Raw genomic sequence first — 15,533 nt, forward strand, 5'->3', positions numbered from 1 at the left:
GTCAGCCTCCAGCGATAACCTGAAAAAGCAGGATTTGATCGCCTTCCTGTAAGAGATGATCTTCCCACCGTTCACGCGGCAGGATGCGTTGATTGAGCGCCAGCGCGACGCCCGGCTGCTGCTGTTCCAGCTGCGTGAGCAGATCGGCGACGGAGGTCGCTTCGGCGCACTGCAACGGTTCATCGTTAAACCATATCCGCATGCTGCCCTCCGCATACCGGACAGCCCTGAGCCCGCTGGAGCGCGAGAGTGCGCCAGCTGCTGGTTCGGGCATCGAACAGGCGCAGCGTGTTCCGCGGGGCCATCATGCCAGCGAGCAGCTTGATGGCCTCCAGCGCCTGTAGGGTACCCATCATGCCAACCACCGGACCGATAATGCCCGCCGTACGGCAGTTGCGCTCAGGCTCGTTAGCGTCCGGCCACAGACAGCGATAGCAGCCCTGCTCCCACGGCGGCGTCAGTACCATCAGCTGCCCCCCAAGCCCGACGGCGCTGGCGGTAATCAGCGGCGTTTTAAGCGCGACGCAGGCGGCGTTGATCGCCTGACGAGTCGCCATGTTATCGGTGCAATCCAGTACCACATCGGCCTTCGCCACTTCATCCTGCAGGGCCTTTCCGCCTAACCGCTGCTTCAGCGCAATCAGTTCAATCTGCGGATTTAACTGAGCCAGCCGGGCCCTGGCGGCCGTGGTTTTAGGCTGAGCGATATCCTCGCTGGTGAACAAAATTTGTCGCTGCAGGTTACTGACGTGCACGTCGTCGTCATCGACCAGCACCAGCGTGCCGACGCCAGCGCCGGCAAGATAGAGCGCGGCGGGAGAGCCCAGCCCGCCGAGACCCACGATCAACACCCGGCTGGCCAGCAGCATTTGCTGGCCTTCAATGGCGATATCCTCCAGCAGCAGCTGGCGGCTATAGCGCATAAAATCGCTGTCATTCATCACCGGCTCCCGCTATCTCGAGCAGCCGGGCCGTTGCCTGTCGCCAGTCGGCCGCCTGAGTAATGGCGCTGACCACCGCAACGCTGCCGACGCCGGTCGCCAGTACCGCCGGGGCGCGCTCAAGGCTGATGCCGCCAATCGCCACGGTTGGATAAACCCCGAGTCGCTGAATATGCTGCGCCAGCTGATCCAGCCCCTGAGGGGCGGAAGGCATCTGCTTGGTTTGCGTTGGAAAAACGTGCCCAAGCGCGATGTAAGAGGGACGCGCCGCCAGCGCGATATCAATTTCCATATCGTCATGCGTCGAAACGCCAAGACGCAGCCCGGCGTTGCGGATGGCGCTGAGGTCGGTCGTTTCCAGATCCTCCTGGCCTAAATGCACGCCGTAAGCCTGATGTTTGATGGCCAGGCGCCAGTAATCGTTAATAAACAGCCGCGCATGGTATTTGCGTCCCAGGGCGATAGCGGCAACGACATGCTCTTCAACCTCACTATCGCGTTTATCCTTGATGCGCAGCTGGAGAGTGCGAACGCCCGCGACCAGCAGGCGTTCGATCCACGCGACGCTATCGACGACTGGATAAAGCCCCAGGCGGAAAGGGACGGATGGAAAATCGGGTTGATACATCAGGCTTCCTCCTTACGTAGATAGATTTCACCGCCGCGGGCGCGAAAGTTATCCGACATATCGGCCATCCCCACTTCGATGGTCTGCGCGGCGGCGTAGTCGCGAACTTCCTGGCTTATCTTCATTGAGCAGAATTTAGGGCCGCACATGGAGCAGAAGTGGGCCACTTTGCCTGACTCCTGCGGCAGGGTTTCGTCGTGGTAAGCGCGTGCGGTGAACGGGTCGAGCGCCAGATTAAACTGATCTTCCCAGCGGAACTCGAAGCGCGCTTTCGACATGGCGTTATCGCGGATCTGCGCGCCGGGGTGGCCTTTGGCGAGATCGGCGGCGTGGGCGGCAATTTTGTAGGTAATCAGGCCCTGCTTAACGTCTTCTTTATTCGGCAGGCCGAGGTGCTCTTTTGGCGTCACGTAGCAGAGCATCGCGCAGCCGAACCAGCCGATCATGGCGGCGCCAATTCCCGAGGTGAAATGGTCATAGCCCGGCGCGATATCGGTGGTTAGCGGCCCTAAGGTGTAGAACGGCGCTTCGTGGCAGTGCTCCAGCTCTTCGGTCATATTGCGCTGAATCATCTGCATCGGCACGTGGCCCGGGCCTTCGATCATCACCTGTACGTCATACTCCCAGGCGATTTTGGTCAGTTCGCCCAGGGTGTGCAGTTCGGCGAACTGCGCTTCGTCGTTGGCATCCTGAATCGAGCCGGGACGCAGGCCGTCGCCCAATGACAGCGAGACGTCATAGGCGGCGCAGATTTCGCAGATTTCGCGGAAATGCTGGTAGAGGAAATTCTCTTTGTGATGGGACAGGCACCATTTCGCCATGATTGAGCCGCCGCGGGAGACGATGCCGGTCAGGCGCCTGGCGGTCATCGGCACGTAGCGCAGCAGCACGCCCGCATGGATGGTGAAGTAGTCCACCCCCTGTTCCGCCTGCTCGAGCAGCGTGTCGCGGAAGGCTTCCCAGGTGAGATCTTCGGCGATCCCGTTGACCTTCTCCAGAGCCTGGTAGATCGGCACCGTACCGATCGGTACCGGACTATTGCGCAGGATCCACTCGCGGGTCTCGTGAATATAGCGGCCGGTGGAGAGGTCCATGACCGTATCCGCTCCCCAGCGCGTCGCCCACACCAGCTTCTCGACCTCTTCTTCAATCGACGAAGTGACCGCCGAGTTGCCGATATTGGCGTTAACCTTCACGAGGAAGTTGCGGCCAATAATCATCGGTTCGGATTCCGGATGATTAATATTGGCCGGGATAATCGCGCGCCCGGCGGCGACCTCAGCGCGCACAAACTCCGGGGTGATATTCTCCGGCAGCCGCGCGCCAAACCCAACGCCCGGATGCTGCTGGCGCAGCACTTCGCCACGAATACGCTCGCGGCCCATATTCTCGCGAATGGCGATGAACTCCATTTCCGGGGTGACAATCCCCTGACGGGCGTAGTGCAGCTGCGTCACGCATTTCCCGACGATGGCGCGCCTGGGCGTGAGCAGGCCGGTAAAGCGCAGTTCGTTGAGGCCATCATCCGCCAGCCGCTCTCTGGTATAGGCCGAGCTGCGATCGCTGAGTGCTTCGCAGTCGCGGCGCGCATCAATCCACGGCTGACGCAGTTTTGCCAGACCCTGCTGAACGTTAATCGCGACGTGCGGATCGCCATAGGGGCCGGAGGTGTCATAGACCGGAATAGCTTCGTTCGCTTCGTACTGAGGATTATCTTTGCTGCCGCCGATAAGCGTCGGGCTCAGCTGAATTTCGCGCATCGGTACGCGAATATCTTCCTGCAAACCGGGGATATAGATGCGCTGCGAATTGGGAAATGCGGTACCTTCCAGGGTGTCGATAAAGCGCTGGGCGCGTTCGCGTTGCTCTCGACGCGTGAGTTTGGTTGTAGACATAGCTCATTCCAGTTAAACAGGATATGGCTTGCCAGACGACGGATGGAGTAACAGATGCGATCGGCCCTGAAGAGGCAGATGCTAAACGCAGTTTACTCTTGTTCCCTTCGCAGGTATTAGCCTGATCAGGTTCCGCGGATCCCGAATTAACGGTCTCAGCCTTTTCCAGTGTGGAAAATGGGCACTCCGACAAGATGACATCCCCTCTCCGTGAGGGGGAATGTATGTAAACTACGCGTTAATGGCTCACAACTCAAGCGGTCGGCGCGATATTGTCGCTGACGTTGTCTTTGCGGCTGTGGGCGACGGCGAGGGCGATCAGGTTATCTTCCAGCGCAAAGCGCGCTTCCAGCGCTTCGCCGATATCCGACAGCGCCTGCTGGAACTCAAGGTAGTTATCGTGATCGATGGCGTTTTCGAGGCAGGAGTCGTAATAATCCATGATCTGCTGGGTATTGGCCTGCAGCTGTGGATAAATCTTAGTGGCGGCTAAAAGTGGCGTATCGCCTTCCAATTCGCCGATAAAGCGTTCATAAATATTAAAATGGCCGGAGGAGAGGTAGTCCACCAGGCTTTGACAAAAATCATCCAGCGCTTTCTCATTAAGCCGCATAAATGATTCTTTGCCGGGCTTCAGGCCAACCAGGTTGTAGTAAGCCACAAGCAAATGCTTACGTACTTGTAGCCAGCGATCGACCAGTTTATTGCTGCCTCCAACACGTTCCGTCAGGTTTTCCAGCTGGTTTAACATGGTTGACTCCGCAAGGTTTTAAGAGAAATACGTTGCTCACCAAAATGTAAATTTAATGTTAAAAGTGCCAGTAAAATAAAGGTAGTGCAATAGATATGGATCGTATTATTGAAAAATTAGATCGCGGCTGGTGGATCGTCAGCCACGAACAGAAATTATGGTTGCCCGACGGAGAATTGCCCTACGGCGAAGCGGTAAATTTTAATCTTGCGGGGCAGCCCGCGCTGCGAATCGGAGAATGGCAGGGCGATCCGGTGTGGCTGGTCCGCCAGGATCGCCGGCATGAGATGGGATCGCTGCGTCAGGTGCTCGATCAGGATGCTGGCCTTTTTCAACTGGCGGGACGCGGGATCCAGTTGGCGGAATTCTACCGCTCGCACAAATTCTGCGGCTACTGCGGCCATCCTATGCACCCCAGCAAAACCGAGTGGGCAATGCTGTGCAGCCACTGCCGCGAACGCTACTACCCGCAAATCGCCCCGTGCATTATCGTCGCCATCCGTCGGGATGATTCTATCCTGCTGGCGCAGCATACTCGCCATCGTAACGGCGTGCATACGGTGCTGGCCGGGTTTGTCGAAGTCGGCGAAACCCTGGAGCAGACCGTTGCCCGCGAGGTGATGGAGGAGAGCGGCATTAAGGTGAAAAACCTGCGCTACGTGACCTCTCAGCCCTGGCCGTTCCCACAATCGCTGATGACCGCGTTTATGGCCGAGTACGATAGCGGCGAGATTGTCATCGACAAGAAAGAGCTGCTGGAGGCGGGATGGTATCGCTATGACAATCTGCCGCTTTTGCCGCCGCCGGGCACCGTGGCGCGCCGTCTGATTGAAGATACCGTGGCGATGTGTCGGGCAGAGTATGAGTGACATGTTACATATACTTTATCCTTCAAATTGCCTCTTTGTTGGCTGCTTTCACTTACCCCAGTCACTTACTTGAGTAAGCTCCTTGGGTTCATTCAATTGCCGCCTCGATCCACTTTGAATGATTTTGTGTATAAACTTGGCGCATCAACGCTAAAGGAATGTAAAAATGACCGAACTGAAGAACGATCGCTACCTGCGCGCGCTGCTACGCCAGCCGGTTGATGTCACCCCGGTATGGATGATGCGTCAGGCGGGCCGCTATTTACCGGAATATAAGGCCACCCGCGCCGAGGCGGGCGATTTTATGTCGCTGTGTAAAAACGCCGAGCTTGCCTGTGAAGTGACGCTGCAGCCGCTGCGCCGCTATAAGCTGGATGCGGCTATCCTCTTCTCGGACATTCTCACCATCCCGGATGCGATGGGGCTGGGGCTCTATTTCGAAGCCGGGGAGGGCCCGCGTTTTACCTCACCCATTACCGGCAAAGCGGATGTCGATAAATTACCCGTCCCCGACCCGGAAGATGAGCTTGGCTACGTGATGAACGCCGTGCGCACCATCCGCCGTGAGCTGAAGGGAGAAGTGCCGCTGATTGGCTTTTCCGGCAGCCCGTGGACGCTGGCGACCTACATGGTGGAAGGCGGCAGCAGCAAAGCGTTTACGGTGATCAAAAAGATGATGTACGCCGAGCCGCAGGCCCTGCACGCGCTGCTCGATAAGCTGGCGAAAAGCGTCACGCTGTATCTGAATGCGCAAATCAAAGCGGGCGCGCAGTCGGTGATGATCTTTGATACCTGGGGCGGGGTGCTGACCGGCCGGGATTATCAGCAGTTCTCGCTCTATTACATGCATAAAATCGTTGATGGGCTGCTGCGTGAGAATGATGGCCGCCGCCTGCCGGTGACGCTGTTTACCAAAGGCGGCGGGCAGTGGCTGGAAGCGATGGCGGAAACCGGCTGCGATGCGCTGGGGCTCGACTGGACGACCGATATCGCCGATGCGCGGCGTCGCGTCGGCCATAAAGTCGCCCTGCAGGGCAATATGGATCCCTCGATGCTCTATGCCCCTCCGGCGCGCATCGAAGAAGAGGTGGCGACCATTCTCGCCGGGTTTGGCCAGGGCGAAGGCCATGTCTTTAACCTTGGGCACGGCATTCATCAGGACGTCGACCCGGAACATGCGGGCGTATTTGTGGAGGCAGTGCACCGGTTGTCGGCGCCATACCACCGTTAAGGAGTGAATATGGATTTGTCATCGCTACGCACCCAGCAGCTCAGCCTGGCGGCATCGGTTGAACGAGGCGATCGGCTGGACCAGGATCCGCCGACGCTGATCGGCGGAGCGGATGTTGGATTTGAGCAAGAGGGAGAGGTGACCCGGGCGGCGATGGTGCTGCTGAGCTATCCATCCCTGGAGCTGGTGGAGTATCAGGTCGCGCGCGTCGCGACCACGATGCCCTATATCCCCGGCTTCCTCTCCTTTCGCGAAACCCCCGCGCTGCTGGCGGCCTGGGAGCAGCTTTCGCAGAAGCCAAATCTCTTATTTGTTGATGGCCACGGTATTTCCCACCCGCGCCGCCTCGGCGTCGCCAGCCATTTTGGTCTGCTGGTGGATGTGCCGACCATCGGCGTGGCGAAAAAACGGCTGTGCGGTAAGTTCGAGCCGCTGGGCGATGAGCCCGGCGCGCTGGCGCCGTTGTTAGATAAAGGCGAGCAGCTGGCGTGGGTTTTGCGCAGTAAAACGCGCTGTAATCCCCTGTTTGTGAGTACCGGGCACCGCGTGGGCCTGGATAGCGCGCTGATGTGGGTGGAGCGCTGCCTGAAAGGCTACCGCCTGCCTGAACCGACGCGCTGGGCTGATGCCGTGGCGTCCCGGCGTCCGGCGTTTGTGCGTTGGCAAGCAAATCACGACTGATTCAGGTACACTGCGGCTAATTTCTGACTTCGAGATTTCATCATGTTACAAAACCCGATTCATCTGCGTCTGGAGAAGCTGGAAAGCTGGCAGCACGTGACCTTTATGGCCTGCCTGTGCGAGCGGATGTACCCCAACTACGCCATGTTCTGTCAGCAAACTGAGTTCGCCGATGGCCAGCTTTATCGCCGTATTCTCGATCTGATCTGGGAAACGCTGACGGTAAAAGATGCGAAGGTGAATTTCGACAGCCAGCTGGAAAAGCTGGAAGAGGCGATTCCGGCCGCTGATGATTACGACCTGTACGGCGTCTATCCGGCCATTGATGCATGCGTGGCCTTGAGTGAGCTGATTCATTCGCGGCTGAGCGGCGAAACGCTCGAACATGCTATTGAAGTCAGCAAGAGCTCGATCACCACCGTTGCGATGCTGGAAATGACCCAGGCTGGTCGCGAAATGACCGACGAAGAGCTCAAGGAAAACCCGGCAGTCGAACAAGAATGGGATATTCAGTGGGAAATTTTCCGTCTTCTGGCCGACTGCGAAGAACGCGATATTGAACTGATCAAAGGGCTGCGTGCAGACCTTCGCGAGGCCGGTGAGAGCAATATTGGTATAAATTTTCAGCAATGAGACCAGAAAACGTGATTTACCGCCTGAATTGTAGCGTCTGAAGGCTTCCATTCCGCCCCCCGTCTGGTCTACATTTGGGGGGCGAAAAAACGTGGCTATCGGTGCGTGTATGCAGGAGAGTGCTTTTCAGGCATTTCCGTCGCACTCGATGCTTAGCAAGCGATAAACACATTGTAAGGATAACTTATGAACAAGACTCAACTGATTGATGTAATTGCGGACAAAGCTGACCTGTCCAAAGCACAGGCGAAAGCTGCCCTGGAATCTACCCTGGCTGCAATTACCGAGTCTCTGAAAGAAGGTGATGCTGTTCAACTGGTTGGTTTCGGTACCTTCAAAGTGAACCACCGCGCTGAGCGTACTGGCCGCAACCCGCAGACCGGTAATGAAATCAAAATCGCCGCAGCAAACGTACCGGCATTTGTTTCTGGTAAAGCTCTGAAAGACGCAGTTAAGTAAGACCGCGTGGCAGTGTACAGTTTTATCGAAGGGGCTTGTCGGCCCCTTTTGTCTACCTGGCGCCGCACGCTGGCGCTGGTAGGCGTATTGCTGCTCACTGCCTGCAGCCATGATTCCTCTCTCCCGCCGTTTACCGCCAGCGGATATGCGGATAACCAGGGGGCGATGCGTATCTGGCGCAAAGATTCTAACGGCGAGGTCCATCTCCTTGCCGCCTTCAGTCCATGGCGTCATGGTAATACTTCGACCAGCGAGTACCGCTGGCAGGATGGCCAGCTCGCGCTGATTGAACTCAACGTCTACGGTAAACCGCCGGAACATATTCGCGCCCGGTTTGATGCGCAGGGCGAACTCAGCTTTATGCAGCGTGAAATCGATGGGCAGAAGCAGCAGCTTTCCAGCGATCAGGTCGCGCTATACCGCTATCGCGCTGAGCAAATACGCCAGACCAGCGACGCTCTGCGTCAGGGACGCGTTATGCTGCGCCAGGGGCGCTGGCATGCCAACAGGACGGTGACCACCTGTGAAGGTCAGACCGTGAAGCCTGACCTCGATACGCAGGCGCTGGCGCATATTGAGCGACGTCAGAATCACTCATCCATTGAGGTCAGCGTGGCGTGGCTGGAAGCGCCTGAAGGCTCTCAGCTGCTGCTGGTGGCAAACGAAGATTTCTGCACCTGGCAGCCGACCGAAAAAAGCTTCTGAGCCTTACCAGTGGCTCATCCCCATATGACCGCGGCCTCCGCCGCAGCTCCCTGGTCCCATATCCACACCGCGAGAAATACCCGCCTGCGCTAACGCGAGATCGAACTTCACCCGCTGCTGGGCCAGCTGTTGACCGAGAACCTCCATCTCCTGGGCAATGGATTCGACTTTCGCGCTGTCAGGCTTATCCGCGGTTAACAGCGCATGGTATTCGTAGCGTTTTGATTGAAGCTGCTGACGTAAAACGCGGGTTTGTTCATAGAAATCGTTATGCAGCTTCCGGGCAGTGGCCTGCTGATCGGCGGTGAGCTGGCTGTAGCCCTGGGGGCCCATTCCGCTGCCGTTATTCCAGTGGTGCCTTGCCCAGGCTGAACTGCTGCCGAAAGTCAGCGCGGCGAGGGCAATCAGCGTCAGCGTCATTTTTTTGTTCCGTTTCATAGTTTATTCTCCTGGCTTATGGTTTCTCAATGATTTGCATCTTCTGTGCCAGAATGGAAAGGCCGCAGGATATCTGGCATTGAGCGCCTTCCAGCCAGACGAGAGCGAGTAAAAATGACTCGCGGTCAAGGAGGCTGCGGGTCATTTTTACTCGATCGCCTTCCCGGTTTGCGCATGAGAAGCGGTTAGACGGGACGGAAAAATGGCATGATTTCTGCTGAGCGATACGGTGTCTGAGGAAAGGGAGTTGTCATGAACGCGATGCGGTTGTCTAAGGATTCCGTCGCCGTCTGGCTGAGCTGGTTGTTAACCGGCCTTATCTTGCTGCTGGTGTGCCTGTTCTCTGCGTTAATCGTGCGTGATTATGGCCGTGAAAATGAAGCCGCGCGCCAGACTATCCAGGAAAAGGGCAGCGTGCTGATTCGCGCCCTTGAGTCCGGCGCCCGGGTGGGCATGGGAATGCGTATGCATCATTCCCAACTGCAGGCGTTGCTGGAGGAGATGGCCTGGCAGCCAGGCGTGCTGTGGTTCGCTGTGACGGATGAGAGCGGTAAAATCATTGCCCATAGCGACCCGCAGCGGGTTGGTGAGTCGCTCTACCCTGCCAGCACTCTGCGTGAGCTGAATATTGGGAGCGAGGAGCGCTGGCGCCGGCTCGAAAAACCGGAACCGGCGCTGGAGATTTATCGTCAATTTCGCCCGCTTAACGGCGGCGGGCATCATATGCGCATGATGATGCGTCGCGAAGCTGCCGGGCTACGTACCCAGGCTCCCCAGGTTATTTTTATTGCTTTTGATACCCGCGAGCTGGATGCCGACCATGCCCGTAGCCTGCGTAATATGGTTATCATGCTCTGCGCGGCGGGCGTAGTGATGGCGGCAACGTTGCTGGCGCAGTTCTGGTTCCGCCGCTATCAACGTTCGCGCAAGCAGCTGCAGGAGGCGACGGCGCGTAAAGAAAAGCTGGTGGCGCTTGGTCATCTGGCCGCGGGCGTCGCCCATGAGATCCGCAACCCGCTGTCATCTATAAAAGGGCTGGCAAAGTATTTTGCCGAGCGAACCCCAGCCGATGGCGAAGCGCATCAGCTGGCCCAGGTGATGGCGAAGGAAGCCGATCGCCTGAACAGGGTCGTCAGCGAGCTGCTGGAACTGGTGCGTCCGGCGCATTTAACGTATCAATCGGTTGATTTGAATGACGTGATTATGCACTCGCTTCAGCTAATTAGCCAGGATGCCGCCAGCCGGGCAATAACGCTCGCGTTCACCGCGCAGCCCGCGCTATGCCGCATTCAGGCCGATCCGGATCGTTTGAAACAGGTGCTGCTGAACCTTTATCTCAATGCCGTCCACGCTATTGGCCGCGATGGCGTGATTACGGTGGCGGTGAGGGAATGCGGCGACGGGCGAGTAAAGGTGAGCGTTGCGGACAGCGGCAAGGGGATGACGGCGGAACAGCTACAGGCCATTTTTACCCCGTACTTCACGACCAAGGCCGACGGCACCGGGCTGGGCCTGGCGGTGGTGCAGAACATTGTCGAGCAGCACGGCGGAACGATTCACGCCGAGAGCGCCCCCGGCGAAGGCGCGCTATTTACTCTCTATTTGCCGGTCAACGGGCAACAAAAGGATGAACAAGGATGAGTGGCGAGCAGATCGATATTCTGGTGGTGGACGATGACATCAGCCACTGCACTATCTTACAGGCGCTGTTGCGGGGCTGGGGATACCGGGTTGCGCTGGCCTACAACGGTGTACAGGCGCTGGAACAGGTGCGCCAGACGGTGTTTGATCTGGTGCTTTGCGATATCCGCATGGCCGAGATGGACGGCATCGAAACGCTGAAAGAGATCAAAACCTGGAATCCGTCGATTCCGGTATTGATCATGACCGCATACTCCAGCGTCGATACCGCCGTGGAGGCGCTGAAATCCGGTGCGCTGGACTACCTGATTAAGCCGCTGGACTTTGACAAGCTGCAGCAGACGCTGTCTGAGGCGTTGGCCCATACGCGGCTGAGCGAGTCACCCGTCGCGGGTAGTCCCCCCGCGGCCCAGTTTGGCATGGTGGGCGATAGCCCGGCGATGCGGGCGCTGCTGAATAATATTGCCCTGGTTGCCCCCTCTGATGCGACGGTATTAATTCACGGCGAGTCGGGCACCGGGAAAGAGCTGGTCGCGCGGGCGCTGCACGCCAGCAGCGCCCGCAGCCGCAGGCCGCTGGTGATCCTCAACTGTGCCGCACTCAACGAGTCGTTGCTGGAGTCGGAGCTGTTTGGTCACGAGAAAGGCGCCTTTACCGGCGCGGACAAACGGCGAGAAGGGCGTTTTGTTGAAGCGGACGGCGGTACGCTCTTTCTCGATGAGATTGGCGATATTTCACCGCTGATGCAGGTGCGCCTGCTGCGGGCGATTCAGGAGCGTGAAGTGCAGCGCGTGGGCAGCAATCAGACCCTTTCGGTAGATGTACGGCTAATTGCCGCCACCCACCGGGATTTAGCTGAAGAGGTCAGCGCCGGACGTTTTCGTCAGGATCTCTACTATCGCCTGAACGTCGTGACTATCGATATGCCGCCGCTGCGTCAGCGCAAGGAGGATATCCCTCAGCTGGCGCGCTATTTCCTGCAGCGTTATGCCGAGCGTAACCGCAAAGCGGTGCAGGGGTTTACGCCGCAGGCGATGGACTTACTGATTCACTACGCATGGCCGGGGAATATTCGCGAACTGGAAAATGCGGTAGAGCGGGCGGTGGTCCTGCTGACCGGAGAGTATATCTCGGAACGCGAGCTGCCGCTGGCGATTGCCGGTACGTCGGTTTCGGACGCGCCGCACGGCGAGGATATTATTCAGCCGCTGGTGGAAGTCGAGAAAGAAGCGATCCTGGTGGCGCTCGAAAAAACGGGCGGCAACAAAACTGAAGCCGCCCGTCAGCTGGGCATTACGCGCAAAACGCTGCTGGCAAAGCTCAGCCGTTAGCTGTTTTGCTCACGCTCAATAGCGCGCCAGCCGATGTCGTTACGGCTAAAGCTGCCGTCCCAGCGGATATCGCTCATCAGGGCGTAAGCGCGCTTTTGCGCTTCAGCGACGGTGTGACCCAGCGCGGTAGCGCAGAGCACCCGGCCGCCGCTGGTCAGCACGCGATCGTCATCAGCGAGTCTGGTACCGGCGTGGAAGACCTTGCCGTCAGCCGCTTCTTCCAGCGGCAGGCCGTGGATCTCATCACCGGTGCTGTAGTTGCCCGGATAGCCACCGGCGGCGATCACCACGCCCAGCGAGGCGCGTTCGTCCCACTCGGAGGTTTTCTCATTCAGCTTGCCGTCGCAGGCGGCGAGGCACAGATCTACCAGATCCGATTTCATGCGCAGCATGATCGGCTGGGTTTCCGGATCGCCAAAGCGGCAGTTGAACTCGATAACCTTCGGGTTTCCCTGTTTATCGATCATCAGGCCCGCATAGAGGAAACCGGTGTAGGTGTTCCCTTCCGCTGCCATACCTTTTACGGTTGGCCAGATAATGCGTTCCATGGTGCGCTGGTGAACCTCATCGGTTACCACCGGCGCCGGTGAGTAAGCGCCCATACCGCCCGTGTTCGGGCCGGTATCGCCATTGCCCACGCGTTTGTGATCCTGGCTGGTGGCCATCGGCAGGACGTGCTCGCCGTCGACCATCACGATAAAGCTCGCCTCTTCGCCGTCGAGGAACTCTTCAATGACGATGCGGTGTCCGGCGTCGCCAAAGGCGTTACCTGCCAGCATGTCGTGAACGGCGGCTTCCGCTTCTTCCAGCGTCATGGCGACAATCACGCCCTTGCCGGCGGCCAGGCCGTCGGCCTTGATGACGATCGGCGCGCCTTTCTCACGCAGGTACGCCAGCGCGGGCTCGACTTCGGTGAAGTTCTGGTATTCCGCCGTCGGGATGTTATGACGCGCGAGGAAATCTTTGGTGAAGGCTTTGGAGCCTTCAAGCTGCGCCGCGCCTTCCGTTGGGCCGAAGATTTTCAGCCCTGCGGCACGGAACGCATCGACAACGCCAATTACCAGCGGCGCTTCCGGGCCAACGATGGTCAGGTCAATCTTCTCGCTTTGCGCAAAGCTCAGCAGCGCCGGAATATCGGTGACGCCGATAGCCACGTTCTGCAGCGCCGGTTCCAGCGCGGTGCCCGCGTTACCCGGGGCGACAAAAACGGTATCAACCTGCGGTGACTGTGCGGCCTTCCAGGCCAGCGCGTGTTCGCGTCCGCCGTTGCCAATAACTAATACTTTCATCGTCTGCTCCGTGAATTAATGGCGGAAGTGGCGCATGTCGGTGAAGATCATCGCGATGCCGTGCTCATCGGCGGCGGCAATCACCTCTTCGTCGCGAATAGAACCACCGGGCTGAATGACGCAGCTCACGCCAACGGCAGCAGCGGCATCAATACCGTCGCGGAACGGGAAGAAAGCGTCGGACGCCATAGCCGAACCTTTCACTTCCAGACCTTCATCACCGGCTTTAATCCCGGCGATTTTGGCGGAGTAAACGCGGCTCATCTGGCCTGCGCCTATCCCGATGGTCATATTCTCTTTGGCGTACACAATGGCGTTGGATTTAACGAATTTCGCCACTTTCCAGCAGAACAGCGCATCGCGCAGTTCCTGCTCGGTCGGCTGGCGTTTGGAAACCACGCGCAGTTCGCCTTCCGTAACCATACCCAGATCGCGATCCTGAACCAGCAGGCCGCCGTTAACGCGTTTGAAGTCCAGACCAGGTACGCGCTGCGTCCACTGACCGCAGGTCAGGACGCGGACATTCTGTTTCGCGGCAGTGATCTTCAGGGCTTCTTCCGTCGCAGACGGCGCGATGATCACTTCAACAAACTGGCGGGAGATGATCGCCTGCGCGGTTTCGGCATCCAGTTCGCGGTTAAACGCGATAATGCCGCCGAAGGCAGAGGTCGGGTCAGTTTTGTACGCACGGTCGTAGGCGTCCAGAATAGAGGTGCTTACCGCTACGCCACATGGGTTGGCGTGCTTCACAATAACGCAGGCCGGCTCGCTGAATTCTTTGACGCATTCCAGCGCGGCATCGGTGTCAGCGATGTTGTTATAGGAGAGCGCTTTACCCTGAACCTGCTGTGCAGTGGCAACAGAGGCTTCTTTGACTTCTTCTTCTATATAGAAGGCCGCCTGCTGGTGGCTGTTTTCACCATAGCGCATATCCTGCTTCTTAATGAAGTTCAGATTCAGGGTGCGCGGGAAGCGACCCGCGGCTTCTTTGCTCTCGCCGTGATAGGCCGGAACCATGCTGCCGAAGTAGTTGGCAATCATGCTGTCGTAGGCGGCGGTGTGTTCGAATGCCTTAATGGCGAGGTCGAAGCGGGTGTCGAGGGTCAGGGAGCCTTCGTTGGCATCCATCTCTTTAATAATGGCATCGTAGTCGCTGCTCTTCACCACGATGGCGACGTCTTTATGGTTCTTCGCCGCTGAGCGAACCATGGTTGGGCCGCCGATATCAATGTTTTCTACCGCATCTTCCAGCGAGCAGCCCTCGCGGGCAACGGTTTGAGCAAACGGATACAGGTTAACCACCACCATATCAATAGGCGCGATACCGTGTTGTTCCATAATACCGTCATCCTGGCCGCGGCGACCGAGAATACCGCCGTGAACTTTCGGATGCAGGGTCTTCACGCGTCCGTCCATCATTTCCGGGAAACCGGTGTAGTCAGAGACTTCGGTAACCGGCAGACCTTTCTCAGCCAGCAGGCGTGCGGTACCACCCGTAGACAGTAGCTCGACACCGCGAGCGGAAAGCGCCTGCGCGAATTCGACGATACCGGCCTTGTCAGAAACACTGAGCAGGGCGCGGCGGACTGGACGACGTTGTTGCATGGTATTAAATCCCCAGGATTTGAATATTACAGAGAGCGTTAGGTGAATTTTTGTCTAAAAACTCACCTAACGCACCCAACCGGGCATCCTTGTTATAGCGCGGCATTGTAACGAAAACGTTTGCGCAACGCTCGCGAATTTTTATCTTTCTCTTTTTAGCCCAGGATCGCGCCCTATAGAGAGAAGAGAGCGGGCCTTTATAAGAGGGTATCGGCCGCCACCTGTGGATAATTCTGTGCGTAACAGGGTATAAAGCGGGGTTTTGCTGGGGAATGCAGCAGTCAGTCATTTTTCTGCAATTTTACTATTGCGGATGCTCGGGAACTCCCTATAATGCGCCTCCATCGACACGGCAGATGTGAATCACTTCACAAACAACCGGGTTGGTTGAAGAGAAAAAATCCTGAAATAACGGGTTGACTCTGAAAGAGGAAAG

16 protein-coding genes and 1 riboswitch are annotated in these 15,533 nt (G+C 57.9%); of the genes, 8 read left to right on the plus strand and 8 right to left on the minus strand.

Features of this window, described 5'->3' with window-relative positions:
* Position 1: 1 nt before the first annotated feature.
* The 5 genes from thiS to ABLU67_RS22390 form a co-directional block, all read right to left on the minus strand.
* Positions 2-202, minus strand: coding sequence for a sulfur carrier protein ThiS (gene thiS, locus ABLU67_RS22370; RefSeq protein WP_025107534.1), 201 nt, complete (start codon positions 200-202; stop codon positions 2-4).
* Positions 186-941, minus strand: a complete 756-nt coding sequence (locus ABLU67_RS22375) for a HesA/MoeB/ThiF family protein (RefSeq protein ID WP_046878334.1) — start codon at positions 939-941, stop codon at positions 186-188. The genes thiS and ABLU67_RS22375 overlap by 17 nt, the downstream gene beginning before the upstream one ends.
* Positions 934-1,569: a thiamine phosphate synthase gene (gene thiE / locus ABLU67_RS22380; protein ID WP_048263777.1), complete on the minus strand. Its 636-nt coding sequence runs from the start codon at positions 1,567-1,569 to the stop codon at positions 934-936. The genes ABLU67_RS22375 and thiE overlap by 8 nt, the downstream gene beginning before the upstream one ends.
* Positions 1,569-3,464 (minus strand): phosphomethylpyrimidine synthase ThiC, encoded by a 1,896-nt coding sequence (gene thiC / locus ABLU67_RS22385; protein WP_163586443.1) that lies wholly within the window; start codon positions 3,462-3,464, stop codon positions 1,569-1,571. Before thiC ends, thiE begins: the two co-directional genes overlap by 1 nt.
* Before the next feature lie 85 nt (positions 3,465-3,549).
* Positions 3,550-3,663: riboswitch (TPP riboswitch) on the minus strand.
* A gap of 54 nt (positions 3,664-3,717) precedes the next feature.
* A complete protein-coding gene (locus tag ABLU67_RS22390) occupies positions 3,718-4,215 on the minus strand; it encodes an Rsd/AlgQ family anti-sigma factor (protein ID WP_014837106.1) in 498 nt (165 codons plus the stop codon).
* Between the two features lie 95 nt (positions 4,216-4,310).
* Here ABLU67_RS22390 and nudC point away from each other — a divergent pair, with 95 nt between their 5' ends.
* The 6 genes from nudC to ABLU67_RS22420 all read left to right on the plus strand — a co-directional run bounded on the left by nudC (position 4,311) and on the right by ABLU67_RS22420 (position 8,793).
* Positions 4,311-5,084, plus strand: coding sequence for an NAD(+) diphosphatase (gene nudC, locus ABLU67_RS22395; RefSeq protein ID WP_004097667.1), 774 nt, complete (start codon positions 4,311-4,313; stop codon positions 5,082-5,084).
* A 166-nt stretch (positions 5,085-5,250) separates the two neighbouring features.
* Positions 5,251-6,315: a uroporphyrinogen decarboxylase gene (gene hemE / locus ABLU67_RS22400; RefSeq protein WP_064378465.1), complete on the plus strand. Its 1,065-nt coding sequence runs from the start codon at positions 5,251-5,253 to the stop codon at positions 6,313-6,315.
* A gap of 9 nt (positions 6,316-6,324) precedes the next feature.
* Positions 6,325-6,996: a deoxyribonuclease V gene (nfi, locus tag ABLU67_RS22405; RefSeq protein WP_025107530.1), complete on the plus strand. Its 672-nt coding sequence runs from the start codon at positions 6,325-6,327 to the stop codon at positions 6,994-6,996.
* A 42-nt stretch (positions 6,997-7,038) separates the two neighbouring features.
* Positions 7,039-7,629 carry a YjaG family protein gene (locus ABLU67_RS22410; protein ID WP_004097673.1) on the plus strand — a complete coding sequence of 197 codons (591 nt, stop codon included), beginning with the start codon at positions 7,039-7,041 and terminating at the stop codon, positions 7,627-7,629.
* A gap of 186 nt (positions 7,630-7,815) precedes the next feature.
* Positions 7,816-8,088, plus strand: a complete 273-nt coding sequence (gene hupA, locus ABLU67_RS22415; protein ID WP_004097675.1) for a nucleoid-associated protein HU-alpha — start codon at positions 7,816-7,818, stop codon at positions 8,086-8,088.
* Between the two features lie 12 nt (positions 8,089-8,100).
* A complete protein-coding gene (locus tag ABLU67_RS22420; protein ID WP_004097677.1) occupies positions 8,101-8,793 on the plus strand; it encodes a DUF1481 domain-containing protein in 693 nt (230 codons plus the stop codon).
* A 3-nt stretch (positions 8,794-8,796) separates the two neighbouring features.
* On the opposite strand, the gene zraP is transcribed toward ABLU67_RS22420, so the two are convergent.
* Positions 8,797-9,231, minus strand: coding sequence for a zinc resistance sensor/chaperone ZraP (gene zraP / locus ABLU67_RS22425; protein WP_348852539.1), 435 nt, complete (start codon positions 9,229-9,231; stop codon positions 8,797-8,799).
* A gap of 252 nt (positions 9,232-9,483) precedes the next feature.
* Between zraP and zraS the strand changes: the two genes are divergently transcribed.
* Together zraS and zraR are read left to right on the plus strand one after the other, a co-directional pair.
* Positions 9,484-10,872, plus strand: a complete 1,389-nt coding sequence (gene zraS / locus ABLU67_RS22430) for a two-component system sensor histidine kinase ZraS (RefSeq protein WP_148850177.1) — start codon at positions 9,484-9,486, stop codon at positions 10,870-10,872.
* Entirely contained in the window at positions 10,869-12,203 is a 1,335-nt protein-coding gene (gene zraR / locus ABLU67_RS22435) for a sigma-54-dependent response regulator transcription factor ZraR (protein ID WP_032721071.1), read from the plus strand. The genes zraS and zraR overlap by 4 nt, the downstream gene beginning before the upstream one ends.
* Here the strand turns inward: zraR and purD are convergent.
* Together purD and purH are read right to left on the minus strand one after the other, a co-directional pair.
* Complete coding sequence (purD, locus tag ABLU67_RS22440) at positions 12,200-13,492, minus strand: phosphoribosylamine--glycine ligase (RefSeq protein ID WP_014227507.1); 1,293 nt, start codon at positions 13,490-13,492, stop codon at positions 12,200-12,202. The genes zraR and purD overlap by 4 nt on opposite strands.
* Positions 13,493-13,507: 15 nt before the next feature.
* Positions 13,508-15,097, minus strand: a complete 1,590-nt coding sequence (gene purH, locus ABLU67_RS22445) for a bifunctional phosphoribosylaminoimidazolecarboxamide formyltransferase/IMP cyclohydrolase (RefSeq protein WP_004097693.1) — start codon at positions 15,095-15,097, stop codon at positions 13,508-13,510.
* Positions 15,098-15,533: the final 436 nt, after the last annotated feature.

This window comes from Klebsiella sp. GN_Kp190, assembly GCF_040061795.1.
GTDB classification, from domain to species: Bacteria; Pseudomonadota; Gammaproteobacteria; order Enterobacterales; family Enterobacteriaceae; genus Klebsiella; species Klebsiella michiganensis.